At 71.6% G+C, this 26,599-nt stretch carries 20 protein-coding genes and 1 pseudogene; 10 read left to right on the top strand and 11 right to left on the bottom strand.

Annotated features, from left to right (window positions below; all coding sequences use genetic code 11):
* Window positions 1-15: 15 nt before the first annotated feature.
* The gene (locus ACQVFL_RS25870; RefSeq protein ID WP_396690428.1) at window positions 16-1,617 is read right to left on the bottom strand and encodes a peptide ABC transporter substrate-binding protein; all 1,602 of its coding nucleotides are present in this window, start codon (window positions 1,615-1,617) and stop codon (window positions 16-18) included.
* A 432-nt stretch (window positions 1,618-2,049) separates the two neighbouring features.
* Here ACQVFL_RS25870 and ACQVFL_RS25865 point away from each other — a divergent pair, with 432 nt between their 5' ends.
* Together ACQVFL_RS25865 and ACQVFL_RS25860 are read left to right on the top strand one after the other, a co-directional pair.
* Complete coding sequence (locus ACQVFL_RS25865; RefSeq protein WP_431727785.1) at window positions 2,050-2,910, top strand: bifunctional methylenetetrahydrofolate dehydrogenase/methenyltetrahydrofolate cyclohydrolase; 861 nt, start codon at window positions 2,050-2,052, stop codon at window positions 2,908-2,910.
* A gap of 99 nt (window positions 2,911-3,009) precedes the next feature.
* Window positions 3,010-3,960: a malate dehydrogenase gene (locus ACQVFL_RS25860; RefSeq protein ID WP_396690431.1), complete on the top strand. Its 951-nt coding sequence runs from the start codon at window positions 3,010-3,012 to the stop codon at window positions 3,958-3,960.
* Between the two features lie 67 nt (window positions 3,961-4,027).
* Here ACQVFL_RS25860 and ACQVFL_RS25855 read toward each other — a convergent pair whose 3' ends face one another.
* Window positions 4,028-4,795, bottom strand: a complete 768-nt coding sequence (locus tag ACQVFL_RS25855; protein ID WP_431727784.1) for a TetR/AcrR family transcriptional regulator — start codon at window positions 4,793-4,795, stop codon at window positions 4,028-4,030.
* 82 nt (window positions 4,796-4,877) lie between these two features.
* On the opposite strand from ACQVFL_RS25855, the gene ACQVFL_RS25850 reads away from it, so the two are divergent.
* Window positions 4,878-5,276, top strand: a complete 399-nt coding sequence (locus tag ACQVFL_RS25850) for a VOC family protein (RefSeq protein ID WP_396690435.1) — start codon at window positions 4,878-4,880, stop codon at window positions 5,274-5,276.
* Window positions 5,277-5,426: 150 nt separating this feature from the next.
* Window positions 5,427-6,644: an NADP-dependent isocitrate dehydrogenase gene (locus tag ACQVFL_RS25845; protein ID WP_117226137.1), complete on the top strand. Its 1,218-nt coding sequence runs from the start codon at window positions 5,427-5,429 to the stop codon at window positions 6,642-6,644.
* A 316-nt stretch (window positions 6,645-6,960) separates the two neighbouring features.
* Here ACQVFL_RS25845 and galT read toward each other — a convergent pair whose 3' ends face one another.
* The 4 genes from galT to ACQVFL_RS25825 all read right to left on the bottom strand — a co-directional run bounded on the left by galT (window position 6,961) and on the right by ACQVFL_RS25825 (window position 12,114).
* Window positions 6,961-8,037 carry a galactose-1-phosphate uridylyltransferase gene (gene galT / locus ACQVFL_RS25840; RefSeq protein ID WP_396690438.1) on the bottom strand — a complete coding sequence of 359 codons (1,077 nt, stop codon included), beginning with the start codon at window positions 8,035-8,037 and terminating at the stop codon, window positions 6,961-6,963.
* Window positions 8,034-8,822, bottom strand: coding sequence for a DeoR/GlpR family DNA-binding transcription regulator (locus ACQVFL_RS25835; RefSeq protein WP_396690440.1), 789 nt, complete (start codon window positions 8,820-8,822; stop codon window positions 8,034-8,036). The genes galT and ACQVFL_RS25835 overlap by 4 nt, the downstream gene beginning before the upstream one ends.
* Window positions 8,823-8,915: 93 nt before the next feature.
* Window positions 8,916-10,445 carry an adenylyl-sulfate kinase gene (gene cysC / locus ACQVFL_RS25830; protein WP_396690442.1) on the bottom strand — a complete coding sequence of 510 codons (1,530 nt, stop codon included), beginning with the start codon at window positions 10,443-10,445 and terminating at the stop codon, window positions 8,916-8,918.
* A 109-nt stretch (window positions 10,446-10,554) separates the two neighbouring features.
* Window positions 10,555-12,114 carry a glycosyltransferase family 2 protein gene (locus ACQVFL_RS25825; protein ID WP_396690443.1) on the bottom strand — a complete coding sequence of 520 codons (1,560 nt, stop codon included), beginning with the start codon at window positions 12,112-12,114 and terminating at the stop codon, window positions 10,555-10,557.
* Window positions 12,115-12,378: 264 nt separating this feature from the next.
* On the opposite strand from ACQVFL_RS25825, the gene ACQVFL_RS25820 reads away from it, so the two are divergent.
* Genes ACQVFL_RS25820 through ACQVFL_RS25805 form a run of 4 tightly spaced genes read left to right on the top strand, consistent with a single transcriptional unit; the run spans window position 12,379 to window position 15,827 of the window.
* Window positions 12,379-13,293, top strand: coding sequence for an ABC transporter ATP-binding protein (locus ACQVFL_RS25820; RefSeq protein WP_396690445.1), 915 nt, complete (start codon window positions 12,379-12,381; stop codon window positions 13,291-13,293).
* Window positions 13,286-14,167: an ABC transporter permease gene (locus ACQVFL_RS25815; protein WP_396690447.1), complete on the top strand. Its 882-nt coding sequence runs from the start codon at window positions 13,286-13,288 to the stop codon at window positions 14,165-14,167. The genes ACQVFL_RS25820 and ACQVFL_RS25815 overlap by 8 nt, the downstream gene beginning before the upstream one ends.
* Complete coding sequence (locus tag ACQVFL_RS25810; protein ID WP_431727783.1) at window positions 14,164-15,117, top strand: ABC transporter ATP-binding protein; 954 nt, start codon at window positions 14,164-14,166, stop codon at window positions 15,115-15,117. The genes ACQVFL_RS25815 and ACQVFL_RS25810 overlap by 4 nt, the downstream gene beginning before the upstream one ends.
* Window positions 15,117-15,827 carry an ABC transporter permease gene (locus tag ACQVFL_RS25805; protein ID WP_396690449.1) on the top strand — a complete coding sequence of 237 codons (711 nt, stop codon included), beginning with the start codon at window positions 15,117-15,119 and terminating at the stop codon, window positions 15,825-15,827. The genes ACQVFL_RS25810 and ACQVFL_RS25805 overlap by 1 nt, the downstream gene beginning before the upstream one ends.
* Window positions 15,828-15,974: 147 nt before the next feature.
* Here the strand turns inward: ACQVFL_RS25805 and valS are convergent, their stop codons facing one another.
* The 5 genes and pseudogenes from valS to ACQVFL_RS25780 all read right to left on the bottom strand — a co-directional run.
* Window positions 15,975-18,539, bottom strand: coding sequence for a valine--tRNA ligase (gene valS, locus ACQVFL_RS25800; RefSeq protein WP_431727782.1), 2,565 nt, complete (start codon window positions 18,537-18,539; stop codon window positions 15,975-15,977).
* Between the two features lie 45 nt (window positions 18,540-18,584).
* Window positions 18,585-20,441: an ABC transporter ATP-binding protein gene (locus ACQVFL_RS25795; RefSeq protein WP_431729894.1), complete on the bottom strand. Its 1,857-nt coding sequence runs from the start codon at window positions 20,439-20,441 to the stop codon at window positions 18,585-18,587.
* Window positions 20,442-20,527: 86 nt separating this feature from the next.
* Window positions 20,528-22,417: an ABC transporter ATP-binding protein gene (locus ACQVFL_RS25790; RefSeq protein WP_431727781.1), complete on the bottom strand. Its 1,890-nt coding sequence runs from the start codon at window positions 22,415-22,417 to the stop codon at window positions 20,528-20,530.
* 164 nt (window positions 22,418-22,581) lie between these two features.
* Complete coding sequence (locus tag ACQVFL_RS25785) at window positions 22,582-23,061, bottom strand: methylated-DNA--[protein]-cysteine S-methyltransferase (protein WP_431729893.1); 480 nt, start codon at window positions 23,059-23,061, stop codon at window positions 22,582-22,584.
* A gap of 179 nt (window positions 23,062-23,240) precedes the next feature.
* A pseudogene (locus ACQVFL_RS25780) lies at window positions 23,241-24,743 on the bottom strand (AlkA N-terminal domain-containing protein); the annotation flags it as partial.
* A gap of 222 nt (window positions 24,744-24,965) precedes the next feature.
* Between ACQVFL_RS25780 and ACQVFL_RS25775 the strand changes: the two are divergent.
* Both ACQVFL_RS25775 and ychF read left to right on the top strand, forming a co-directional pair.
* The gene (locus ACQVFL_RS25775; RefSeq protein ID WP_431727780.1) at window positions 24,966-25,451 is read left to right on the top strand and encodes a hypothetical protein; all 486 of its coding nucleotides are present in this window, start codon (window positions 24,966-24,968) and stop codon (window positions 25,449-25,451) included.
* A 47-nt stretch (window positions 25,452-25,498) separates the two neighbouring features.
* Window positions 25,499-26,584, top strand: coding sequence for a redox-regulated ATPase YchF (ychF, locus tag ACQVFL_RS25770; protein WP_396690455.1), 1,086 nt, complete (start codon window positions 25,499-25,501; stop codon window positions 26,582-26,584).
* Window positions 26,585-26,599 lie beyond the last annotated feature (15 nt).

Genomic DNA, 26,599 nt, shown 5'->3' with positions numbered 1-26,599 from the left:
GCGCCCGTGGTCGTGTTACTTGACGGCCTCGATCTTGATCAGGTCGACCCGGTTGAAGAGGTCCATCTCGACGTTCTTCACCTTGGTCGAGTGGCCGAAGTTGTTCTGACCGAAGCGCAGCGGTACCACCGGCAGGTCCTCGGCCAGCAGGTCCTCGGCCGCCTGGTACTTCTTGATCGCTTCCTCGACGCTGGGGGCGCTGGCGCCCTCGGCGAGCAGCTCGTCGAACTCCGGGTTGCTGTAGCCGTAGTAGTTCGACGAACCGTTCGAGCTGTACAGCGGGCCCAGGTAGTTCTCCATGGACGGGAAGTCCATGATCCAGCCCATCCGGAACAGGCCGACCGGCTGCTTGGCCTTGACCTTGGTCAGCAGGTCGGCGAACTTCGGCTCGGCGTTGCCGACGCAGTCCACGCCCAGGTTGGCCTTGAGCTGGTTGCAGGTGGCGTCGATCCAGTCCTTGTGCCCACCGTCGCCGTTGTACGACAGGGTGATCTTCGACGGGCCGCCCGCCGCCTGGTACAGCGTCTTGGCGCGGGCGGGGTCGAACTCGCCCGGAGCGCCGACGGTGTTCTCCCGGTAGCCGGCGACCACCGGCGACACGAACGAGCGGGCCGGCTGCTGCGAGTCCTTGAAGATCGACCGGGTGATCTCCTCGCGGTCGATCGCCATCGAGATGGCCTTGCGCACGTCCGGGTTGCTGAACTCCTCCTGGAAGGTCGGGAAGGCCAGGAAGTGCAGCGACGACGCGGGACTCTGCTGGAACCGGTCACCCAGGTCGGTGCCGGCGGTGGAGAGGTTCTCGGTCGGCACGGTCTTGATCACGTCGAGGTTGTCCGACAGCACGTCCGCGTAGGCGGCGGTGAGCTGCTGGTAGATCCGGAACTCGACGCCGGCCACCTTCGGCTGCTCGCCCGGGAAGGCGTCGTACCGCTCGACCTCGACCTTGGCGTCGTGCTGCCAGGTGCCCTTCATCTTGAACGGACCCTGGCCGATCGGCGCCTGCTCGTACCCCTCGGCCAGCTCGCCCGGTGCGGAGAACGCGGCCTCCGGCAGCGGGTAGAAGGCGGTGTAGCCGAGCATCGCGGTGAACTCGCTGTACGGCTGGGACAGCGTGACGGTGAAGGTGTCGTCGTCGACCTTCTTGAGCCCGCTGAGCGTGGTGGCCTTCGGGTTCTCGCCCTGGAGGTCGTCGTACCCGGCGATCTTCTCGAAGAAGTAGCTGGAGTTCTGCCCGTTCGGGGCGTACGCGCCGTAGTTCCAGGCGTCGATGTAGTTGTCGGCGGTGACGTCCTCGCCGTTGTGGAAGGTGTAGCCGTCCTTCAGCGTGATCGTCCAGGTGGTGTTGTCCTCGGACGTGATCGACTCGGCCGCGACCTCGTACGGCTTGTGGGCCTCGTCGTAGTCGACCAGCGGGCTGAACAGGGCGGCGAGCACCTGGGAGCCGCTCGTCTCGTTGGTGTTGGTCGGCACCAGGTGCTGCGGCTCGGCGATCTCGATCCGCACGGCCGCGTTGGGGTCGCTCTCACCGGAACCGTCGCCGCCCGAGCCGCAGGCCACCAGGCCCAGCGTCACCGCGAGCGGGAGGGCGGTCCAGGCGGCGAGCCTACGAACGCGCATTGAGCCTCCTCGTCTCATTACGCTGCGCAATCAAGCCCGGCATTGGGGTAACTCTGCGCAACGCTCGGCAACGGTAGGTCGTGGGCCGTGACTCGGCAACGTATCGGTCTCGAAGGGGTAACAGAACGCGGCCCTCCGGCTTGGCGAGCGTCGGCAACCGTGCTACGCCGAGGCGCCCAAACCGGCGATGGCGTGCTCTTTCTGGTGCGGTTTGCACGTGCCGTGCGGCGGTCGGCACCTTCTCGGGTGGCGAACAGCGTGATCGTCGGATTGCGGGCGTTCGTGCCCGGCTGTCCGGAGCCGTAGTGGCTGCCGGCACAAGTCGTCACTCAAAGTGAGGAACGACACCTGACGGAGAGTAGTTTGGTGGTCCGTGTCGCCAGCCCGCCAGGTCGGGGGAGGCGACCGTGGCGGGCGTGAGACGATCAGGTCGTGACGGCGACGCTTCTAGACGGCAAGGCGACCGCGGCAGAGATCAAGGACGAGCTGCGGGCGCGGGTCAAGGCCCTGGCGGAACGGGGAACCGTGCCGGGACTGGGCACGGTGCTGGTGGGCAGCGACCCCGGCTCCCAGGCATACGTCAACGGAAAGCACCGCGACTGCGCCGAGGTCGGCATCGCCTCGATCCGGCGTGAGCTGCCGGCCGACGCCACCCAGGAGCAGGTCGACCGGACCCTGGCCGAGCTGAACGCCGACCCGGCCTGCCACGGCTACATCGTCCAACTGCCCCTGCCGGGACATCTGGACACCCAGCGGGTGCTCGAACTGATCGATCCGGAGAAGGACGCCGACGGCCTGCACCCGGTCAACCTGGGCCGGCTGGTGCTCGGCTACGACGCGCCGTTGCCCTGCACCCCCCGCGGCATCGTGGAACTGCTCCGGCGGCACGAGGTGCCGCTGCGCGGCGCCAACGTGGCGGTGGTCGGTCGCGGCAACACCGTCGGTCGCCCGCTCGGGCTGCTGCTGACCCGGCGCAGCGAGAACGCCACCGTGACGCTCTGCCACACCGGCACCCTCGACCTGGCCGCGCACACCCGCGCCGCCGACATCGTGATCGTCGCTGCCGGCGTACCCGGCCTGCTCACGGCCGAGATGATTACCCCGGGCGCGGTCGTGGTCGACGTGGGCATCACCCGGGTCATCGGCTCGGACGGCAAGGGCCGCTACACCGGCGACGTGGACCCGGAGGTCTTCGAGGTGGCCGGCAAGGTGGTGCCGATGCCCGGCGGGGTCGGTCCGATGACCCGGGCGATGCTGCTGACCAACGTGGTCGAGCGGGCCGAACGCGGCTGAGGTGGCGGAAGGCCCATAACCGTCCGCCCCTGGCCTGACGGGTGCCAGGATGGCTGATACCGTCCGGAAAACCGACTGGTAGCAGGGAGTGGGACGACCATGGGTAAGAAGGTCACTGTCGTCGGCGCCGGATTCTACGGCTCCACCACCGCGCAGCGCCTGGCCGAGTACGACGTCTTCGACACCGTCGTCATCACCGACATCATCGAGGGCAAGCCTGCGGGCATCGCTCTCGACCTCAACCAGTCCCGGGCGGTCGAGGGCTTCGAGACCAAGGTCGTCGGCGTCACCACCGGCCGCAACGGTGAGGGCTACGAGGGCATCGAGGGCTCCGACGTGGTCGTCATCACCGCCGGCCTGCCGCGCAAGCCGGGCATGAGCCGGATGGACCTGCTGGAGACCAACGCCAAGATCGTGCGTCAGGTCGCCGAGAACGTCGCCAAGTACGCTCCGAGCGCCGTCGTCATCGTGGTCTCCAACCCGTTGGACGAGATGACCGCGCTGGCCCAGATCGCCACCCAGTTCCCGCGTAACCGGGTGCTCGGCCAGGCCGGCATGCTGGACACCGCCCGGTTCAGCAACTTCGTCGCCGAGGCGCTGGAGGTGCCGGTGAAGGCGGTGAAGACGCTGACCCTGGGGTCGCACGGCGACACCATGGTCCCGGTGCCGTCGCAGAGCAGCGTGAACGGCAAGCCGCTGCGTGAGGTGATGCCGGCCGAGCAGATCGAGGACCTGGTCGTCCGCACCCGTAACGGCGGCGCCGAGGTGGTCGCCCTGCTCAAGACCGGTTCGGCGTACTACGCCCCGTCGGCCGCCGCCGCCCGGATGGCCAAGGCCGTCGCCGAGGACTCCGGCGAGGTCATGCCGGTCTGCGCCTGGGTCGACGGCGAGTACGGCATCTCCGGCGTCTACCTGGGCGTGGAGGCGGCGATCGGCGCCGAGGGCGTCAAGCGCGTGGTCGAGACCGACCTGGACGCCGACGAACTGGCCAGTCTCAAGGAGGCCGCCGAGGCCGTCCGCGCCAAGCAGGCCGACGTAGCCAACATGTAACCCCACCCCAGGTTGATCAAGAAGTTTGCGTCTCCCGAGGAGCGATTCGGAGACGCAAGCTTCTTGATCAACTCGGCTGGTCGATGAGGGTGGTCAGGGCGTCCAGGATGCGGGTCAGGCCGAACGTGTAGGCGCGGTCGGGATGGTAGGCGGCCTGCTGGGCGGTGCCGGCGGCGGTGCCGACGCGTACGGCGGTGGGGTACTGCTGCTCGTCGAGGACCTGGGCCAGTAGGGGGGCGTTCGCCGCCCACCACTGCTCGTCGGTCCAGGCGGTCTGCGCTCGGGCGGAGCGCGCCTCGGCCGCCGAGCGGGCCGCGGCCCGGACGAAGTCGAGGACGAAGGTCAACGCGGCGTCCCGGGTCACGTCGTCCAGGCCGGTGTCGTCGAAGGCGCGCAGCTCGTGTTCGTACTTGGCCATCAGGCCCGGCCCCAGCGGCGGGCGACCGGTGGCGACCTCGGCGGCCCAGGGGTGGGCGGTGAAGAGGTCCCGGTTGTCCTGCGCGAGCGCCGCCACCCGCGCCCGCCACGGCTGGTCGGAGCGGTCCGGCCGGGGCATGCCCGCGTAGATCGCGTCCAGCATCAGGTCGAGCAGTTCGGCCTTGCCCGGCACGTACGTGTAGAGGGTCATCGGCGCCACCCCGAGGGCTCGGGCGAGCGCTCGCATGGTCACCGCATCCAGCCCCTCGGCATCGGCCAGCGCGATGGCGGCCATCACGATCTCGTCCAACGAGCGGCCCTGGCGGGGGCCGCGGCGCGGGGGGGCGGCGTCGGGCTGCCGCCAGAGCAGGCGCAGGGTGTGGGCGGGATCGCCGCCTCCGGTGTGATGGTCGGGCACCCTCCGATCTTTGCAGGCCAAATCTCTGTACGAAGTACGATGTACAATGTACGGAGTAAGTTTCCGCAAGGTGGGAGAGCGCATGCAGATCACCGCTTCGGCCATCTCGCTCAACGTCGATGACGTGACGACGTCGGCCGAGTTCGTCAAGCAGCACTTCGGGTTCCGGGAGGAGATGTCGGCCGACGGGTTCGTCTCGCTGGCCCGGGACGGGGTCGGCTTCAACCTGATCTTCCTGCGTACGGGGCTGGCCAGCCTCCAACCCCCGAGCCTGAAGGACCAGCGGGCCGAGGGCGTGCTCGTCGCGTTCGTCGTGGACGACATCGACACCGAGTACGCCCGCCTCCAGGCCGCCGGTGTGCCGATCGTCACCGAGGTGCAGACCGAGCCCTGGGGAGAGCGCTTCTTCCAGGTCGCCGACCCCAACGGGGTGATCCTGCAGGTGGTCCAGTGGCTGCACGGCACCGGGTCGGCCGACTGATCCACCGCGCATGCGCCGGGCCTGGCGGGGTAAGTCCCGCCGGGCCCGTGGCCGTTCCCGGCCGACCGGTGGGCGCGGCGTTCCTCGTCCCAACCGATCCAGTACGCTCGTACTGCTTGAGCATGTGTCCCCCGAGAGGAGCGCCGGCCGATGGCGAAGATCAAGGTAAACAACCCGGTCGTGGAGCTCGACGGCGACGAGATGACCCGGATCATCTGGAAGCAGATCCGCGAGCAGCTGATCCTGCCCTACCTCGACGTCGACCTGCACTACTACGACCTGTCGATCCAGCACCGTGACGCCACCGACGACCAGGTGACCGTCGACGCCGCGAACGCCATCAAGGAACACGGCGTCGGCGTCAAGTGCGCCACCATCACCCCGGACGAGGCCCGCGTCGAGGAGTTCGGGCTGAAGAAGATGTGGCGGTCGCCGAACGGCACCATCCGCAACATCCTCGGCGGCGTCGTCTTCCGCGAGCCGATCATCATGTCGAACGTGCCCCGCCTGGTCCCGGGCTGGACCAAGCCGATCATCATCGGCCGGCACGCCCACGGCGACCAGTACCGCGCCACCGACTTCGTGGTGCCCGGCCCGGGCACGGTCACCATCACCTACACCCCGGCCGACGGTTCGGACCCGGTCGAGATGGAGATCGCCAACTTCCCGGGCGGCGGCATCGCCATGGGCATGTACAACTACGACGACTCGATCCGGGACTTCGCGCGGGCCTCGTTCCGCTACGGCCTGGACCGTGGCTACCCGGTCTACATGTCCACCAAGAACACGATCCTGAAGGCGTACGACGGCCGCTTCAAGGACATCTTCGCCGAGGTGTTCGAGAACGAGTTCAAGGCGGAGTTCGACGCCGCGGGCCTGACCTACGAGCACCGGCTGATCGACGACATGGTCGCCGCCGCGCTCAAGTGGGAGGGCGGCTACGTCTGGGCGTGCAAGAACTACGACGGTGACGTGCAGTCGGACACCGTCGCGCAGGGCTTCGGCTCGCTCGGTCTGATGACCTCCGTGCTGCTCTCGCCCGACGGTCGCACCGTCGAGGCCGAGGCCGCGCACGGCACCGTCACCCGGCACTACCGGCAGTGGCAGAAGGGCGAGAAGACCTCCACCAACCCGATCGCCTCGATCTACGCCTGGACCCGGGGCCTGGCCCACCGGGGCAAGCTGGACGGCACCCCGGCGGTCACCGAGTTCGCCAACACCCTGGAGCAGGTCATCGTCTCCACCGTCGAGAGCGGGCAGATGACCAAGGACCTGGCGCTGCTCATCTCGCGGGACGCCCCGTGGCAGACCACCGACGAGTTCATGAACACCCTCGACGAGAACCTGGCGCGCCGCCTGGCCGCCTGAGTCCCGTCCGCCTCCCACGAGCCCGCCGGCCGACCAGCCGGCGGGCTCGTGGTCTTCTCCGGCGCGGCGCGGGGGACACGCCGTACCCGCGTCACCCGACCCGGCGCGCCTCGTTGACCAGGATGGACGAGATGCCAGTCCCGTCCTGGAAGGTTGACCGTCGCCGCCGCGCGGCACGCGTGCCCAGCAGCCAACCTTCCTCGGCTGTCACGACAGCCAGCCGTCCCTTCCCTGCGGGGGGCCCTGTCCCGGGCCCCCCGCGCCCTGCTTTCCGACGGTGTCCACCGCCCCGGATCCGGCGGATCGGATGCACGGGTCAGACGGCACGGAGCCGGGCGGCGGCCTGCTCCGGGGCGATGTCGTTGCTGAACACGCCCATCGCGGACTCCGTACCGGCCAGGTACTTCAGCTTGTCCGCGGCCCGCTTCACGCTGAACAGTTGCAGATGCAGGTGACCCAGCTCCCGGTCGACGCGTACCGGTGCCTGGTGCCAGGCGGCGATGTAGGGCATCGGCGCGTCGAACAGGCCGTCGAAGCGGCGCAGCAGGTCCAGGTAGAGCGGGCCGAAGGCGTCCCGCTCGGCCTCGCTCAACGCGGGGATGTCGGGCACCGGCCGGTGCGGGGCGAGGTGCACCTCGAACGGCCAGCGGGCGGCGGCCGGGACGTACGCGGTCCAGTGGTCGTTGCCGGCCACCACCCGCTCACCGGCCGCACGCTCGGCGGCGAGCACGTCGGCGTAGAGGTTCCGGCCGCCGGTGCGCTCCGCGTGCCGCCGGGCCGCGCCCAACAGCGACCGGGTACGCGGCGCGACGAACGGGAACGCGTAGATCTGCCCGTGCGGGTGGTGCAGGGTCACGCCGATCTCCACCCCCCGGTTCTCGAAGCAGAACACCTGCTCCACACCGGGCAACCCGCTCAACACGGCGGTCCGGTCGGCCAGCGCGTCGAGCACGGTGCGGACCCGGCGCGGCGGCAGGCCGACGAAGGAGCCGTGGTGGTCGTCGGTGAAGCAGACCACCTCGCAGCGACCCTGCCCGGGACGGACCGCGGTGAACGGCGTCATCTCGGTGGGCTCGTCGACCACGTTGCCGCTCAGGGCCGGGAACCGGTTCTCGAAGACCGCCACGTCGTAGTCGGGCGCCGGGATCTCGCTCAACCAGTCGTCGGTGGAGGGGCAGAGCGGACACTGGTCGGCCGACGGGAGGAAGATCCGGGTCTGCCGGTGCACCGCCAGCGCGACCCACTCGTCGGTGAGCGGGTCGTAGCGGAGCTGGGAGGCGGGTGGGGGAGGGGGCAGCTCGCGCCGGTCCGGCTGGTCCCGGACGGCGTCGTCCCGCTCGTCGAAGTAGACGAGTTCGCGGCCGTCGGCCAGCCTGATCGCGGTACGCCTCATCGCGCCGCCTCCGAACCGCTCGTCGGCACCACGAGCAGTTCACCGACCCGGTCGGCGAGCAGCCGACGGGCCTCCGGGGCCAGCCGGTCGTCGGTGACCAGCACGTGCGCGTCGGACAGCGGGGCGATGGCGGAGAGACCGACGGTGCCCCACTTGGTGTGGTCGGCGAGCACCACTAGCCGGTCGGCGGCGGCCACCAGGGCCCGGTTGGTCTCCGCCTCCAGCAGGTTGGGCGTGGTGAAGCCGGCCCGATCGGTGACCCCGTGGACGCCGAGGAAGAGCAGGTCCAGGTGCAGGGACCGGACGGCGGTCACCGCCAGCGGCCCGACCAGCGCGTCCGACGGCGTCCGCACGCCGCCGGTGAGCACCACCGTCTGGTCGTCCCGACCCTGGTCGTGCAGGATGTCGGCGACCGGCAGAGAGTTGGTCACCACGGTCAGGGACGGCACGTCGACCAGCCGTCGGGCCAGCTCGGCGGTGGTGGTGCCGGCGGAGAGCGCGATCGCCGCGCCGGGGTGCACCAGTCGTGCCGCCCGAGCGGCGATGGCGGCCTTCTCGGCCTGCTGGCGGACCGACTTGGCCTGGAAGCCGGGCTCGTCCGTGGAGCCGGCGACGGTGGCGCCGCCGTGTACCTTGGCCAGCAGGCCGCGCTCGTGCAGCAGGTCCAGGTCGCGTCGGATGGTCATGTCGGAGACACCGAACTCGGTGGCCAGCTCACCGACGCGTACCCCACCGGTGGCCCGGACCCGGTCCAGGATCGCCGCCTGGCGTTGTTGGGCGAGCATCGGCACCCTCCGCGCCCCACGTCAACGAACATCTTCGAACATGGGCAAACATAGCGCGGGTCGGCAACCTCCCGGAAGGGAACGCTGCGCCAGTCAGAGCGCCGGTCGCGGCGGCTCCACCCAGCCGGTCTCGGTGAGCTGGTGCAGGACCGCGTGGACCGCGTCGTCCACCGCGAGATCCGTGGTGTCGAGCACCAGGTCCGCGTCGGTCGGCTCCTCGTACGGGTCGTCGATGCCGGTCATCCCGGTGAGCAGACCGGCCCGCGCCCGCGCGTACAGGCCCTTGCGGTCACGCTGCTCGCACACCTCCAACGGCGTGGCCACGTGCACCAGCACGAAACCGGCGCCCGCCGCCACGGCCATCTCCCGGGCGACGGCCCGGGCCTGCGCGTACGGGGCGATCGGGCAGCAGACGGCGATGCCCCGGTGCCGGGCGATCTCGGCGGCCACCCAGCCGATCCGCCGCACGTTGGTGTCCCGGTCAGCCCGGCTGAAGCCCAGCCCGGCGGTCAGCTCCCGGCGCACCACGTCGCCGTCGAGCAGGGTCACCGTACGCTCGCCCTGCTCGCGCAGCGTGTCGGCGAGCCCTCGGGCGACCGTCGACTTGCCCGAGCCGGAGAGCCCGGTGAGGAAGACCACCAGTCCCCGGTGCCGTCGGGGCGGCCGGGCCCGGGCCAACTCCTTCGCCACCGCCGGCGGGGTGTGCCACTCCGGCAGCGGGAAGCCCCGGTCCAGCAGATCGTCGACCTCGGCCTGGGTCAGCGCCAACCGCCGGTTGCGCGGCGGGATGTCCTCACGCCAACGCCACTGGCCGTCCCGGTTGTCGTAGGCGAGTTCCCGGGGCACCAGCACCCGCAGCCCGGCACCGGAGAGCATCTCCCCGGTGGAGAGCAGGTGGGTCACGCCGTACGCGGCGGACACCCGGGCCCGCAACAGGGCGTCGCTGATCTCGTCCGGTCGACGGGAGAACGGCACCGCGACCAGGGTGGCCGGCGGCATCCGGTCCCGGGCGGCGAAGACGCCGCGCACCAGTGCCTCCGGCGGTAGGCCCCCGGTGCCCTCCTCGCCCACCGGAATCATGATCAGCAGGTGGGCGCTGAGTGTCCGGACCGCGTGCGCGATCTGGGCCAACTGCGGGCGGTGCAACGGCCGGTCGGCGACCACGCCGAGCACCCGGCCGGGCGGCAGCATCGCCCGGATCTCCTCGGGCGGGCGACGCAGCCGCTGGAACGGACCGTGTCCACCGTCGCCGAGCCGGCGGACGGTGCCGCCGACCCCGGCCACGCCGTCCCGGACCTGCCAGGCGTCGGCCACCTCCAGCGCCGCCACCGGCGCGCCCTCGCCGTCGGTGAGCACCAAGGTGCGGTGCTCCGGGGCGTGCAGGTCGAGCCCCTGGGCCAGCGCGGTCGGCACCTGGAGGGTCACCGCGACCGGCCACGGCGCGCCGTCGACGAGCCGACCACGGCGGCTGACGGAGACCAGGTCGGCCCGGGTCATGAAGCCGGTCAGCGGCGCGTACGCACCGGTGAGCAACAGCTCCAGATCCGCGAGCTCGCCGGGACGCGGCGTGTACGTCGGCGCGTCCCGCAGCACCTCGTCGGGCAGCACCCACCCGTTGCTCATCAGACCCCCAACTCCGGCGACCGGCACACAGTTTCGCAGCCGGTCGCCGATCGGTCGAGAGCGCCACTCGTCCCACGGCAGCCGCCCGACCCGGGTGGCCGTCGGAGGGTCAGGTCGTGCCGACCGCGCCGTGCCCGGTCGGACCGGGACTGTGGCCGAACGCCCGCCGCACCCGCCGCCACAGGCCGACCGTCTCCGGGGGCGGTGGGGGAGCCGGCGTCGGGCGCTTGTCCACCACCACCGGGCCGTCGGCACCGACGGAGAGCACCAGCGGTACCTTCGCCTCCTTGGTCCAGCCGGAACTGGTCACCCGGGTCTTGAAGGTCCAGTCACCCGCGTCCGGACCGCCGTCGAGCCGGTCGACGTCGACCGTCGCGGTGCCCCGGTAGACCACGCGCAGGCCACCGGCGGGAACGGAAACGCGCTTCACCTCGAAGCTCACCGGCAGGAGGAAATCCGCGCCGTCCCCGGCCCGCCGGGCGAGGACGTCCAGCCGGCCGTGGTGCAGCTCCTCGGTGCAGTCGAGCAGGTCGGTGGGGATCTCCTCGACCGGTACGACGAGCAGGTCCCGCCCGTCGGCGTGGGTGAACACGATCGGCCCGCCGCCGTTGCGCAGTTGCCCGGTGAGCGTGAGGACGAGCGTCGAGCCGGTCAGCTCGTACCCGGTCAGGCGGACCGTGGCGCGGACGCCCTCCTCCCACTCGGCCAGGCGGTGCAGGTCCTCGATGCGACCCTCGGCGGCGAGCCCGGCGACGGTCCGTTGCAGCGCGGGCAGCGCGGCGGCCACCTCGGGCGCGAACCGTTTCCGGATCGTGCTGCCGACCTCCTCGACGACCCGGTCGGCCCAGTCCCGGGGCGCGTTCCGCAGCCGCTTGCCGCGCAGCCGGGCGATCATCTCGTTGCGCAGCCACCGCCGGTACAGCCGGTCGCGAAGTGGGCCGGGCGGCACGTGCGCGTCGACGATGTCCAGCACCGCGCGGAGGCTGTCGAAGTACTCGGCCGGATCCAGGCGGTTGGCGGTCAGGTTGCCGCCGTCGGTCCGCTTGGCGTGGTGGTAGCAGGTGTAGCCGGACAACACGCTGACCCGGCGGGCGAGCAGGTACGCCCGAGCCACCAGATGGTGGTCCTCCAGGCGTCTGCGGTCCTCCGGGAAGCGCAGGTCGTGCTCCAGCAGGAAGGCCCGGCGGAACATCTTGTGACAGGTCAGGCTGTCGATCAGCGGGGTGTCGGCGAGCGTGGCGTGGGGGTGGTCGACCCGGAACAGCTCCCGGGGCACGGTCCGACCGTGGCCGACCATCTTGCCGATCGCGATGTCCGCGTCGTGCTGCACGGCGTACGCGTACAGCCGTTCCAGGGCCTCGTCGGCGAGCCAGTCGTCGTCGTCGACGAACTGGACGTACTCGCCGCGTGCCCGGGCGATCCCGATGTTGCGCGGACGCGACGGCCAACCGCTGTTCTCGATGTGCAGCACCTGGATGTGCGGGTGCGCGGCGGCCAGCTCGTCCAGCCGGTCCCCGGTGTCGTCGGTCGAACCGTCGTCGATGAAGATCACTTCGAACTCCGCCGCCGGCATGGACTGCCGCAGCAGGGAGTCGACGAGCGCCTGGATGGTCCCACCGGCGTTGTACGCCGGCACCACCACGCTCACCTTCGGCCCGCCAGCCGTCATCGCCCTCCCGTCCGCCGCTTTCGCCGGGTGTCGTGTCGCGTGCTCCAGTGTGTACTAAATGCCGCGATCACCGTGTGTGCGGGGCCGAATTCTTCTCTTCCGGCGCGGCGGACGCAACCGGCCCGGTGGCACCGCTGCCCCGGGCGTCCGGGACCGAGCACTCGGCGGGCGGCACCCTAGGGGGAAGCTACCCGGGGAGGATCAGGGGAAACAGGGGCGCTCACCGGGGTCCGGAACATTGCCGGCCTTCTCTAGGCTGTCGGCGTGACACTGATCGCAACCGAGTCGTTGACGAAGGTCTACGGCGGCGGGGTCACCGCACTGTCCGAGCTGACGGTAGCGGTGGAGCCAGGGATAGTCGGCCTGGTCGGCGCCAACGGCGCCGGCAAGTCGACGCTGATCAAGCTCCTGCTCGGCCTGCTCGCCCCGACCAGTGGCCAGGTACGCGTACTCGGCCTCGACCCCACCACCGACCCCGCGGCGGTACGCGCCCGGGTCGGCTACATGCCGGAGCACGACTGTCTCCCACCCGATCTGTCCGGCGCCGAACTGGTCACCCACCTCGGGCGGATCAGCGGCCTGCCGCGGACGGTCGCACGGGAACGCGCCTCCGAGGCGTTGCGGCACGTCGGGCTGCACGAGGAGCGGCACCGCCCGGTGGGTGGCTACTCCACCGGCATGAAGCAGCGGGTCAAGCTGGCCCAGGCGCTGGTGCACGACCCCGACCTGCTGCTGCTCGACGAGCCCACCAACGGCCTAGACCCGGCCGGTCGGGACGCGATGCTGGCCCTGGTGCACCGGATCGGCACCGAGTTCGGCATCTCCGTCCTGGTCTGCTCGCACCTGCTCGGCGAGGTCGAGCGGATCTGCGACACGCTGGTCGCGATCGACGGCGGACGGCTGCTGCGGGCCGACAACATCGCCGCGATGACCTCGGCCATCGACGTGCTCGCCGTCGAGGTCAGCGAGGGCACCGACGACCTGGCCACCCGGCTGGCCGCGCTCGACCTGCCGGTGAGCCGGGAGGGGCAACTGCTCCTGGTCCCGCTCGCCGACGACGGCACCTACGACCTGATCCTCGGTGCGGTGGCCGAGCTGGACCTGCCGCTGCACCGGTTGGACCAGCGCCGGCACCGGGTCGCCGAACTCTTCTCCCGAAGGGAGAGCAGCCATGCCTGAGCCGACCGGCGTCATCCACGACATCGGCTACCAGCGGTACACCGGCCCTCGCCTCGGTCGCCGCTACGTCTTCGGGTCGCTCTACCTGCACGGCGTACGCACCGCCTTCGGTCTTGGCCGCAGCGCCAAGGCGAAGATCTTCCCCTGGCTGGTGGTCGGCATCGTGCTGATGGTGGCCGTCGCCGTCACCGCGATGCGCGCCCAGTTCGGCGAGGTGGTGATGACCTACGCCCAGTTCGCCGACAACCTGAGCTGGCTGGTCCTGTTCTTCGTCGCGGTGGCCGCACCCGAGCTGGTCTCGCGGGACCTGCGCAGCGGTGTGCTGCCGTTGTACTTCTCCCGGCCGCTGCCCCGCGCCGACTACCCGCTGGCCAAGCTGCTCGCCCTGGTCACCTCGCTCTGGCTGCTGCTCGGCGCGCCGCAGATGTTCATGTTCCTCGGCGCCGCGTTCACGCTGGACGGTCCCGGCGCGGTCTGGGACGAGTTCGTGGACCTGGTCGGCGGGCTGCTCTACGCTGGCCTCTGGGCGGCGGTCTTCGCCTCGATCGGTCTGCTGGTCGCCTCGCTGACCGGCAAGCGGGCCTTCGCCGCCGGTGGCATCGTCGCGGTCTTCCTGATGACCACGCCGATCGTCGGCACCATGTCGATCCTGCCCTCGCAGGCGGCCAACCAGCTCTCCGGTCTCGCCTCGCCCTCCACCCTGGTGCAGGGCGTCGGCGTGTGGACACTGCGCGACCTGCTGATCACCGACCAGGACGCCTTCGTGCCCGACCTCGGCCCGTTCGGCCCGGTGTACGCCGTGGCCGCCGTCGCGCTCGTGGCCGGCTGCGTCGCCCTGCTGCTGGCCCGCTACCGGAAGGTGGCCGCACGATGACCACGACCTCCTCCGCCGCCGCGCCGACGGCCACCGCCACCAGCAGCCTCGACCTGGCCGGGGTCTCCCGCTGGTACGGCAACGTGGTCGCGGTCAACGACGTCAGCATGTCCCTCGGCCCCGGCGTGACCGGCCTGCTCGGGCCGAACGGGGCCGGCAAGACCACGCTGCTGCACATGATGGCCGGCTTCCTCGCCCCGTCGCGGGGCGCGGTCACCCTGGACGGGCGGCCCACCTGGCGCAACCCCGAGGTCTACCGGCTGCTCGGCCTGGTCAGCGAGCGGGAGGCGGTGCACTCGTTCCTCACCGCCTACGAGTTCGCGCTCGCCACCGCCAAGATGCACAAGCTGCCCGACCCGAAGGATGCGGCCCGCCGGGCGATCGCCCTGGTCGAGTTGGAGGGCGCGCAGGACCGCCGGATCGGCACGTACTCCAAGGGCATGCGGCAGCGCGCCCGGGTGGCCGCGGCGCTGGTGCACGAGCCGCAGGTGCTGCTGCTCGACGAGCCGTTCAACGGCATGGACCCGCGCCAGCGGCTGCACATGATGGAGCTGCTGCACTCGCTCGGCGACGCGGGCCGCACCATCCTGTTCAGCTCGCACATCCTGGAGGAGGTCGAGCAGGTCTCCGGCACCGTGCAGGTGATGGTCGCCGGCCGACTCGCCGCCTCCGGCGACTTCCGCACCATCCGTCGTCTGATGACCAACCGGCCGCACGTCTTCGCGATCCGCTCCACCGACGACCGCGCGCTGGCCGTCGCGCTGATGGCCGAACCCTCGGTCAGCGGCGTCGAGCTGGGCCGCAACGGGCTGACCGTACGCGCCGGAGACTACGGCTCGTTCACCCGGACGCTGCCGAAGGTGGCGCTGGCCCGGGGCGTACGCGTCAGCCAGCTCGTGCCCGAGGACGAATCCCTGGAGAGCGTCTTCTCCTACCTGGTGGAGGCCTGATGTCCACTGTCTCCTGGATCACCGCGCGCGGGCTGTTCGGTCGCCGTCGGTTCCTGCTGCTGCTGCCACTGCCCGTCCTGCTGGTGGTGCTGGCCGTACTCTCCCGTGGCCTGGGGGTGGCGCCGACCGACTGGGGACCGCCGGTGCTGGTCGGTCTCGGTCTGGCCGTGGTCCTGCCGGTGATCGCGCTGATCGTCGGCACCGGCGTGCTCGGTGCCGAGATCGACGACGGCACCGTGGTGCACGTGCTCACCACGCCGCTGCCGCGCTGGCAGATCGTGCTGCCCAAGCTGGCGGTGGCGGCCGGGGCCACCGCGGTCACCGTGGCGGTGCCGCTGTTCGCCGCGGGCCTGCTGGCCGACTCGGCCCGCCTCGGTCTGGCGCTGGCCGTCGCCGCGGCGATCGGCGCGCTGGCCTACTCGGCGCTGTTCGTGGCGAGCAGCCTGCTCACCCGGCGGCCGGTGCTGCTCGGCCTGGTCTACGTGCTGATCTGGGAAGGGCTGCTCAGCAACGTGGTGACCGGCACGCGGGTGCTCTCCATCCAGCACTACGTGATCGCCATCGCCGACAAGCTGGCGCCGACCGCGCTGCTCAACACCACGGTCTCCGTGCCGGTGGCGGCGGTGATGACGGTGCTGGTCAGCGTCGGTTTCACGGTGCTCGCCATCGACCGCCTGCGCGCCTTCTCGGTGGCCGGCGAAACAAGCTGACGGATGTAAGGAAGGGCACCCTGTTAACGCCTCCGGTATAGGAAGGGCCCCCTATCAACGGTTCCGGCGGGCTCGTACCGGCCGGTTGTCAGCAGGGGGCCCTTCCTATGCACCAGGCGTTAACAGGGTGCCCTTCCTTGCAGAGCACTAGAAGGCGCAGGCGATGACGAGTTCGGTGGTGCGGTCCGGCAGCAGGTCGAGTTTGCCGATCCGGCCCGCCGCCCGCAGGTCGTCGGCGACCTCGGTGAGCTGGTCGAGCAGGGCCGCCGGGCCGAGCGCCTCGGCCAACGGCACCTCCGCCCTCATCGACAGTTTCCGCTCCGACTTGGCCCGCCGGACCTGGCTCAACGCGTCCGAGGCCAGCCGCAGCAGCGCCGGATCACCCTCGCCCTGCACGGCCCGGTCCACCTCGTACGTGGTGGGCCACGGCGCGCGGTGCACCGATCCGTACCGCCACCAGGACCACACCTCCTCGGTCGCGTACGGCAGCACCGGCGCGAAGAGTCGGAGCTGCACGGAGAGCGCGGTGGCCAGCGTGGCCCGGGCCGAGTCGGCACCGGTACCCGTGCCGTAGGCACGTTCCTTCACCAGCTCGATGTAGTCGTCGCAGAACCGCCAGAAGAACGACTCGGTGGCCTGCAACGCGGCCGTGTGGTCGTACGCCTCGAACGCGGTGGTCGCCGCCGCCACCACGGACGACAGTTCGGCCAGCACCGCCCGGTCCAGGGCGGTGGTCGCCGGGGCGCGCAGGGCGTCGGCGGCACCGAGCCCGAGCGCGAACCGCGACGCGTTGAGCAACTTGGTGGCGAGCCGTCGGCCGACCTTGATCTGGGCCGGGTCGAAAGCCAGGTCGGTGCCGGGCCGACCGTTGGCCGACCAGTAGCGCACCGCGTCCGAGCCGTGTTGCTCCAGCAGCGCCATCGGGGTCACCACGTTCCCCTTGGACTTGGACATCTTCTTGCGGTCCGGGTCGAGGATCCAGCCGGACAGCTCGGCGGTGTGCCAGGGCAGCGTGCCGTGTTCCAGGTGCGCCCGCACCACGGTGGCGAACAGCCAGGTCCGGATGATCTCCTGCCCCTGTGGGCGCAGGTCCATCGGGAAGACCTTGGCGAACAGCTCCGGGTCGCGTTCCCAACCGCCGACGAGCTGCGGGGTCAGCGACGAGGTGGCCCAGGTGTCCAGCACGTCCGGGTCGCCGACGAAACCGCCCGGCGCGCCGCGCTGTGACTCGTCGTACCCGGGTGGGGCGTCCTCGGACGGGTCGATCGGCAGCGTGGCGTCGTCCGGCGTGAGAGGGTGGGACCAGTCCGGCTCGCCAACGTCGTCGAGCCGGTACCACACCGGCACCGGCACGCCGAAGAACCGCTGCCGGCTGACCAGCCAGTCGCCGGTCAGGCCGCTCACCCAGTGCTCGTAGCGGTGCCGCATGTGCTCCGGCACCCAGCGCAGCTCCCGCCCCCGGGCCAGCAGCGCCTCGCGCAGGTCGGCGTCGCGGCCACCGTTGCGCAGATACCACTGCCGGGTCGAGACGATCTCCAGCGGCCGGTCGCCGCGTTCGTAGAACTTCACCGGATGCGTGATCGGGCGCACGTCGCCGACCAGGTCACCCGCGTCGGCGAGCAGCTCCACCAGGCGCCGCCGGGCACCGTTGACGGTCTGCCCGGCCAGCTCCGCGTACGGGCCGCCGGGCACCCCGGACGGTGGTTCCGGCAGCAGCCGCCCGTCGCGGCCGATCACCACCCGGGTCTCCAGGTCCAGTTCCCGCCACCAGGTCACGTCGGTGAGGTCACCGAAGGTGCAGACCATCGCGATGCCGGTGCCCTTGGCCGGGTCCGCCAGCGCGTGCGCGCGCACCGGCACCTGCACCCCGAAGACGGGCGTACGCACCATCGTGCCGACCAGGTCCGCGTACCGCTCGTCGTCGGGGTGGCAGACCAGCGCGACACAGGCCGGCAGCAGCTCCGGCCGGGTGGTGTCGATCAGCACCTCGCGGCCGTCCGGCCGGTGGAACCGCAACCGGTGGTACGCCCCGGGGCGCTCCCGGTCCTCCAACTCGGCCTGGGCCACGGCGGTGGCGAAACCGACGTCCCACAGCGTCGGCGCCTCCGCCTGGTACGCCTCCCCCCGGGCCAGGTTGCGCAGGAAGGCCCGCTGCGAGGTGGCCCGAGCCGCCGGACCGATCGTGGTGTACATCAGCGACCAGTCCACCGAGAGACCCAGCCGCCGCCACAACGCCTCGAACACCTGCTCGTCGGAGACGGTCAACCGCTCGCACAACTCGATGAAGTTGCGCCGCGAGATCGGGGTCGGGTCCTTGCGGGCGGCGTCGTCGACCGGCGCCTGCGGTGCCTGCCAGTCCGGGTCGTACGGCAGGCTCGGGTCGCAGCGCACGCCGTAGACGTTCTGCACCCGCCGCTCGGTGGGCAGGCCGTTGTCGTCCCACCCGATCGGGTAGAAGACGGTCCGGCCCCGCATCCGCTGGAAGCGGGCGACCAGGTCGGTGTGCGTGTACGAGAAGACGTGCCCCATGTGCAGCTCGCCGGATACGGTCGGCGGCGGGGTGTCGATCGCGTATACGTCCGACCGCTCCTTGCTGCGGTCGAACGCGTACGTGCCGTCCTCCTGCCAGCGGCGCGACCAGGTCTCCTCGAGCCCGTCCAGGGTCGGACGCTCGGGGACGCCGGTGCGGGCCGTCCTCGCCGTATCAGTCATCCGTCGATGGTAGGCGGGTGACCAGGTGGGCGGTCACCGGAATATCTACAGCAGCGAGTCGCGCCACTGGCGGTGCAGCGCGGCGTACCGGCCGCCCTCGGCGACCAGCCGGGCCGGCGGACCGTCCTCGACGATCCGGCCACCGTCGAGGACCAGGACCCGGTCGGCGGTCTCCACCGTGGAGAGCCGGTGCGCGATCACCACCGCGGTCCGGTCCCGCAGGATGGTGCCGAGCGCGTGCTGCACCAGCCGTTCGGTCGGTACGTCCAGTGACGAGGTCGCCTCGTCCAGGATCAGCACCGCCGGATCGGCCAGGAAGGCCCGCGCGAACGCGACGAGTTGCCGCTGCCCGGCGGAGAGCCGTCCACCGCGCCGGTGCACCTCGGTGGCGTACCCGTGGGGCAGCGCGGCGATGAAGTCGTGCGCGCCGATGGCCCGCGCGGCGGCCTCCACGGCGGCGTCGTCGGCGTCCGGCCGACCGAACCGGATGTTCTCCGCCACCGTGCCACCGAACAGGTGGGTCTCCTGGGTGACCAGCACCATCGTCCGGCGCAGCGCGGCGTCGGCGACCTGGCGCAGGTCCACACCGTCGAGGCGGACCGTGCCGCCGGTCGGGTCGTGGAACCGGGCGAGCAGCTTGGCGACGGTGGACTTACCGGCCCCGGTCGGCCCGATCAGCGCCACCGTCTGCCCGGCGGGAATGTCGAGATCCAGGCCGGACAGGATCTCCCGACCGGAGTGGTAGCCGAACGACACGTCCCGGAACTCGACCGCGCCCCGGGTCGGCCCGCGCGGCAACGGCACCGGGTGCGCGGGTTCGGCCACCTCGGGTCGCTCGTCGAGCACCCCGGCGAGTTTCTCCAGCGCGGCGGTGGCCGACTGGAGCGAGTTGTAGAACTGGCTCAGCTCCTGCATCGGCTCGAAGAACCGGCGCAGATAGAGCAGGAACGCGGCGAGCACCCCGACACCGGTCTCGCCGCCCAGCACCCGGGCGCCGCCGTAACAGAGCACCATCGCCACCGTGACGTTGCCGATCAGTTTGATCCCCGGCGAGTACGTCGCGATCAGGCGGAAGGCGTGCCGGCTGCTGTGTCGGTAGTCGTCGTTGACCGAGGCGAAGATCTGCTGGTTGCGTTCCTGGCGGCGGTACGCCTGCACCGCCCGGATACCGCGCATCGACTCCACGAAATGCACGATGACCAGCGCCATCGCCTCCCGCGTGCGGCGGTACGCGGCGGCCGAGGCGCGGGCGAACCAGCGGGACAGCCAGAACAGCAGCGGGAAGGCGAGCAGGGTCACCGCCGCCAGCGGCAGGTCCAGCCAGAGCAGGATGCCGGCCACCGACACGATCGTCAGGGCCGCCATCACCAGGCTCTCCACGCCCCCGTCGACCAACTCGGCGATCGAGTCGATGTCACTGGTCAAGCGCGAGATCATCCGGCCGGAGGTGTACCGCTCGTGGAACGCCACCGGCAGGCGCAGGAAGTGCGCGTACACCCGCTGGCGCAGGTCGAGCAGCGCGGCCTGGCCGATCCGGGCGGAGAGGGCGAGGAAGCCGCGCCGGGCCGCGTACTCGGTGCCGCTCGCGGCGGCGAAGGCCACCGCGACCGCGACCAGCGGGCCGGGCCGACCCTCGCGCAGCGGGTCGATGGCCCGGTCGATGCCGAGCATCACCAGGTACGGTCCGGACATCGCGGCGGCGTTCTGGGTCAGCAGCAGCGCCACCGCGGCGCCCAGCCGGGCGCGGTGCGGACGCAGCACGTCGGCCAACAGCGCCCGGCTGCGGACCCGCAACCTTGCCACCGCCTCCGGGCTGGTGTCCTCGGCCAGGCTGCGGTCGGCGTGCGGATCGGGGGCGATGCCGCGCCAGTGGGCCGGGTCGGAGATCGTGGGTGCGGGGATCTCCGGGTCGGAGGTCTTCGACGCGGAGACCGCGGAACCGGAGAGCGTCGGTGCGGGAGCGGCCGGGTCGGGTCCGACGACGCCGGTCACGAGCGCACCAGCGGCGAGCCGTCGGGGGCCGGGTCGGCGGGCGCTCGGGGCGGCGGCGGTGCAGTCGATACGGCCGGAGTGGTCGGTCCGGTCGGTCCGGTCGAGTCGGTCGGGTCGGCCGAGAGCACCGCCCGGTACGCCGGCACCGTGGCCAGCAGTTCGGTGTGCGGACCGACCGCGGTGATCCGCCCCTGTTCCAGCAGCGCGACCCGGTCGGCGAGGGCGATGGTGGACGGCCGGTGCACCACCAACAGCGCGGTCGTGTCCCGCAGCACCCGCTTCAACGCGGACTCGACGAGCGCCTCGGTGTGCACGTCGAGCGCGGAGAGCGGATCGTCGAGGACGAGTACGGCGGGCCGGACGAGCACCGCCCGGGCCAGCGCCAGACGCTGCCGCTGGCCGCCGGAGAGGGAGAGCCCCTGCTCGCCGAGGCGGGTCCGCAGACCCCACGGCAGCTCGTACGCGAACTCGGCCTGAGCCAGCGTGAGTGCCGCCCGGACCTCGTCCTCCCCGGCGTCGGGACGACCCAGGGTGAGGTTCTCCCACACCGACATGGAGAACAGCGTCGGCTCCTCGAAGGCCATCCCGACCAGCCCACGCAGCGAGTCCAGCCGCAGGTCCCGCACATCGTGCCCGTCCAGGGTGATCCGGCCGCCCGTCACCTCGTGCAGCCGAGGCACCAGCGACAGCAGCGTGCTCTTGCCGCTGCCGGTGGCACCGACCACGGCAAGCGTCTCGCCCGGCTCCACGGTCAGGTCGACGCCGCGCAGCACAGCGGAGGTGCTGCCCGGGTAGCGGAACGTCACCGCCTCGAAGCGCAGCCGCCCGCGCACCGCCGCGCCGGACAGGGCCACCGCACCGGGCGCGTCGACGATGCTCGGCGCGGTGTCCAGCACCTCCTGGATGCGGTCGGCGGCGGTGGCCGCCTCCTGCCCGTTGGCGATGATCCAGCCGAGCGACTGCACCGGCCAGATCAGCATGAGTTGGAGGCTGACGAACGCGACGAGCTGACCGATGGTGAGCCGACCGGTGGCGACCGCCGCCGCACCGGCCACCAGCACCACGCCGAGCGTCAGGTTGGGCACCAGGTCGAGCAACGCGGAGGTACGGGCGAGCAGCCGCCCCTTGCCCACCCCGGTGTCGTGCAACGCCCGGGTGCCGCCCGCGAACCTGGCCGCCAACTGCGGCCCCCGCCCGTACGCCTTCATGGTGCGCAGGCCCTGGGCGGTCTCCTCGACCAGGGTGGCGACATCGCCCTGCTGGTCCTGCATCCGCCGCGACGCGGTGTGGTAGTGCCGGCCGAAGCGTCGCGCGATCAGGAACAGCGGCACCGCGCTGGCCGCCACCAGCAGCCCCAGGACCGGGTGCAGCCGGATCAGCAGCACCACCACGACCAGGTAGGTGACCACGTTGAGGACGAGGAAGAACAGTCCGAAGGAGAGGAACCGGCGCAGTACCGACAGGTCGCTGGTGATCCGGGACAGCAACTGCCCGGACGGCCACCGGTCGTGGAAGCTGGCCGGCAGCCGTTGCAGGTGGGCGTAGACGTCGGCGCGGATGGTCGCCTCCATCGCCACCGAGGACGACGACTGCACCCAGCGTCGGATGAAGATCAGCAGGGCTTCGGTCAGCCCGAGCGCCAACGCGAGCCCGCCGAGTTCGAGCAGCCCCGGCAGATCCCGCTCGGCCACCGGACCGTCGACCACTCGCTGGGCCACCAGCGGTACGGCGATGCCTGCGGCGGTGGCCGCGAGCCCGGCCACCATCAGCCAGGCGAACTCGGTGGCGTGCGGGCGCAGGTATCGCCGCAGCCGCCACAGGTTACGCAGCGGATGTCGCCCGACCTCGCCCCGGTCGGCCGGGCCGCCGTCGCTCCCCGCAGCCACTACCCGACGGTAGCGGCAAACGTGGGGGTGCCGGTGTCGGCTTGTTGTCAGCCATCTCGCCCTGTCGGACGGTTGTCCACAGGAGAGGAATCACGGCTGCGGACATCCTGGTCCGGCTGTCAGGATGGCGCGACTCGGCGTCCGTCGCGGCGCGCCCTCCTTCCTCAACGGGCGGCCTCGTGCGCCAGCAGCCACTCCTTCACGGGCAGCCCCCAGCGGTAGCCGCCCAGCGTGCCGTCGGTGCGCAGCACCCGGTGACACGGGACGAAGAGGGCGGCGGCGTTCCGTGCACAGGCCGCTGCGGCGGCGCGGATCGCAGCGGGACGTCCGGCCAGGCCCGCGTACGCGGTGTAGGTGACCGGCTCGCCCGGCTTCACCTCGCGCAGCACCTGCCAGGCGTGCGCCATGAACGCCCCGTCGGTGTGCTGCTCGACCGGCACCGCATCGATCGCGGCCAGGTCACCGTCGAGGTACCCGGTGACGGCGGCGGTGACCGGGCCGAGCTCCCGGCGCTGGCGCAACGCACCCCGCAGACGGGGATGGACCAGCGGCAGCAGGGCATCCGGATCGGCGGTGAAGCCGGCGGCCCGTACCGCCCCGTCCGGAGCGGCGAGGACGGTGAGCGGACCGACGGGCGTGTCCATCGTGGCGTGGTCGACGGCCGCGCTGCTCGGGTTCTGCGAGATGGGGTTCACACTGTTCTCCAAGGTCGGGTTCATGCTGCTCTCCACAGTCGGATCACCGCGTACGAGCGCCAGGGGCGCCACGCGGTGGCGTACGCGTCGAGGGTCGTCGGGTCGTCGGGCAGGCCGAGGGCGGCGGCACCTCGGCGTACCGCCAGGTCGGTGGGGAGGAATGCGTCCGGGTCGCCGAGCGCGCGCATCGCCAGGTAGCCCGCCGTCCACGGGCCGATCCCCGACGTCGCCGTCAACCGCCGGGCGGTTTCCTCCCGGTCGCCACCCGGCGCCAGGTCGAGCCCACCCTCGACGACCGCCCGAGCCACCCGCCGGATGGTCTCCCGCCGGCCCACCGGCATCCGGAAACCGGCGTCCGGCACCCGCAGGATCTCCTCCGCCGAGGGGAAACCGCACAGCCAGCCCTGCCGCTCCCGCAGGTGCTCGACGGCCCGATGGCCCTCGCCCGCACCGACTCTGCGGTTCGTCCTCGCCCCGGCCCTCGCCTTGGCCCTGCCACCCGCATCGGCACTGTCACCTGCCTCCGACCAGTCGCCCGCTTCGGCCCGGTCGCCAGTCGGCCGGTCGCCAGTCGGCCGGTCGCCGGCATCGGCCGTACCGCTGGGGATCGCGGCGAGCAACCGGGTGAGCGTGGTGCGGGCCGAGGCGAGCGAGACCTGCTGGGTGGCGACGGCCCGGACGACCGTCTCGAAGCCGTCCACCGCACGCGGAACACGGATGCCGGGCTCGGCGGCCACCGGACCGGCGAGTGCCGGATCGGCACCCAGGGTCTGGTCCACCGCGACCGGGTCGGCGTCGAGGTCGAACAGGTGTCGGCAGCGGGCCACCGCCGGGGCGAGATCCCGCAGGTCGGTCAGCCGCAGCGTGGCCAGGACGTGCCCGTCCGCCGGGGTCAGCACGGCCTCGCCGGGGCCGTGGGGCAGCCGCAACCCCCGGCGGTACGTCCCGTCGCGCACCTCGTCCACGCCGGGCAGCGTGCGCCGGTCCAGGAAGTCGAGCAGCGCGGCGGCGTGCAGCGGCGGACGGTACGCCAACCGCACGGTGACCGTCCCCGCCCCGCCCGTGTCGGGCCGGCGGGCACTGCGCAACTGGGACGGGGCTACCCCGAAGACGTCTCGGACGGTGTCGTTGAACTGCCGGACGCTGCCGAACCCGGCGGCGAAGGCGATCTCGGCCAGGCCCAGCCCGGTGGTCTCGATCAGCGTCCGGGCGGTCTGGGCCCGCTGCGCCCGGGCCAGCGCCAGCGGTCCCGCGCCGAGTTCCGCCCGGAGCATCCGGTGCAGGTGCCGTTCGGTGTACCCGAGCCGGGCCGCCAGCCCCGGTACGCCGTCACGGTCGACCACGCCGTCGGCGATCAACCGCATCGCCCGGCCCACCACGTCGGCGCGGACGTCCCACTGCGGGGAGCCGGGGGAGGCGTCCGGCCGACACCGGCGGCAGGCCCGCAGACCGGCCCGCTGGGCCGCCGCCGAGGACGGGAAGAACCGGACGTTGTGCCGCTTCGGGGTCACCGCCGGACAGGACGGCCGGCAGTAGATCCCGGTCGAGGTCACGCCGGTGTAGAACCAGCCGTCGAACCGCTGGTCGCGGCTGTCGACAGCCCGGTAGCACCGCTCGAAGTCCAGATCCACGTCACCGATGATGCGCCTCCCCACCGACCTCCGGCTGGCGGGATTCGGACCCGGTGGTAAGGAGGGGACCCCTGCTAACGCCTCGTGTATAGGAAGGGTCCCCTCCTTACATAAACCCCCGGCGCGAGCTGCGGGAAGTGGGGGAGGGGGAGTGCCGGGTGAGGGGAAAGTGTCGGTTGTGGTCGGTAGCGTGCGGCCACCAACTCAAGAAGGGGCGCGGTGATGGCGAGCGTGGCGGGTCGGGCGTCGGCGTCGAGGCAGGGGCACCCCCCGCTGGATGAGGTCGTCGTCCAACGCTTCTACGAGCGGATGCGCGTGGTCGCCCCGGCGGCGGTCGGTGCCATCGAGCGGGACCGCGCCGACGACCCGGGGCGCACCTTCGGTGACACCGCCTGCGGTCGCCTGGTGCGGTCGTTGGACCGCGACGGCGTACGCGCCCTGGGCATGTGGGTGCACCACTGGTGCATGCGCTTCTACGACGACGACACCCGGACCGCGCTACGGCTGCTCCGGGAGATCGCCACCCGGCCGGCGTTGGGCTGGACGGCCGACGAGGTGCACTGGATGCTCGGCGAGTCGCACGGCGCCGCCCCGACCGCCGACGCCCGGTTCACGCTGCCGCTGGCCGCCGCGGCCGAGTTGGCCCCGGGTTCGCTGCGGGTCGACACGCTGGTGCCTCGACAGGCCGGCCCGACCCGGCGAAGCTGACCCACCGCTGACCGTGCTCGGCGGGTAACGGCGTAAGCTGGCTCGTCGTGAGTCTCACCATCGGCATCGTCGGCCTGCCCAACGTCGGCAAGAGCACCCTGTTCAACGCGCTGACCAAGAACGACGTGCTCGCCGCGAACTACCCGTTCGCGACGATCGAGCCCAACGTCGGCGTGGTCGGGCTGCCGGACGAGCGGCTGGTCAAGCTCGCCGAGATCTTCAGCTCGCAGAAGGTGCTCCCCGCCCCGGTGTCGTTCGTCGACATCGCCGGTCTGGTGCGCGGCGCCTCGAAGGGGCAGGGGCGGGGCAACGCCTTCCTCGCCAACATCCGCGACGCCTCCGCCATCTGCCAGGTGGTGCGGGCCTTCTCCGACCCGAACGTGGTGCACGTCGACGGCAAGGTCTCCCCGGCCGACGACATCGAGACGATCAACACCGAGCTGATCCTCGCCGACCTGCAGACCCTGGAGAAGGCGCTGCCCCGGTTGGAGAAGGAGGCCAAGCTCCGCAAGGACCGGGCCGCCGCGGTGACCGCCGCCAAGCAGGCCGTCGAGGTCCTGGACGGCGGCACCACCCTGTACGCGGGCGCGGCGGCAGCCAAGATCGAGCTGGAGCACCTGCGGGAGCTGCACCTGCTCACCACCAAGCCGTTCCTCTACGTCTTCAACGTCGACGAGGCCGAGCTGAACAACGCCGAGTTCCTCGACGAGTTGCGGGCGCTGGTCGCCCCGGCCGAGGCGGTCTTCATGGACGCCAAGATCGAGTCGGAGCTGGTGGACCTGCCCGAGGACGAGGCCCGCGAGCTGCTGGAGTCGATCGGGCAGTCGGAGCCGGGGCTGGACCAGTTGGTCCGGGTCGGTTTCCGCACGCTCGGCCTCCAGACGTACCTCACCGCCGGCCCCAAGGAGGCACGGGCCTGGACCGTCCCGGTCGGCGCGACCGCGCCGGAGGCCGCCGGTGTGATCCACTCCGACTTCCAGCGCGGCTTCATCAAGGCCGAGGTGGTCTCCTACACCGACCTGGTCGAGGCCGGTTCGATGGCGGCGGCCAAGTCGGCGGGCAAGGTCCGCATCGAGGGCAAGGAGTACGTGATGCAGGACGGCGACGTGGTGGAGTTCCGCTTCAACGTCTGACCCGGCTCGGATCGT

The organism is Verrucosispora sp. TAA-831 (assembly GCF_050780145.1).
Classification (GTDB): domain Bacteria; phylum Actinomycetota; class Actinomycetes; order Mycobacteriales; family Micromonosporaceae; genus Micromonospora.
This window is presented reverse-complemented; position numbering and strand designations above follow the sequence as displayed.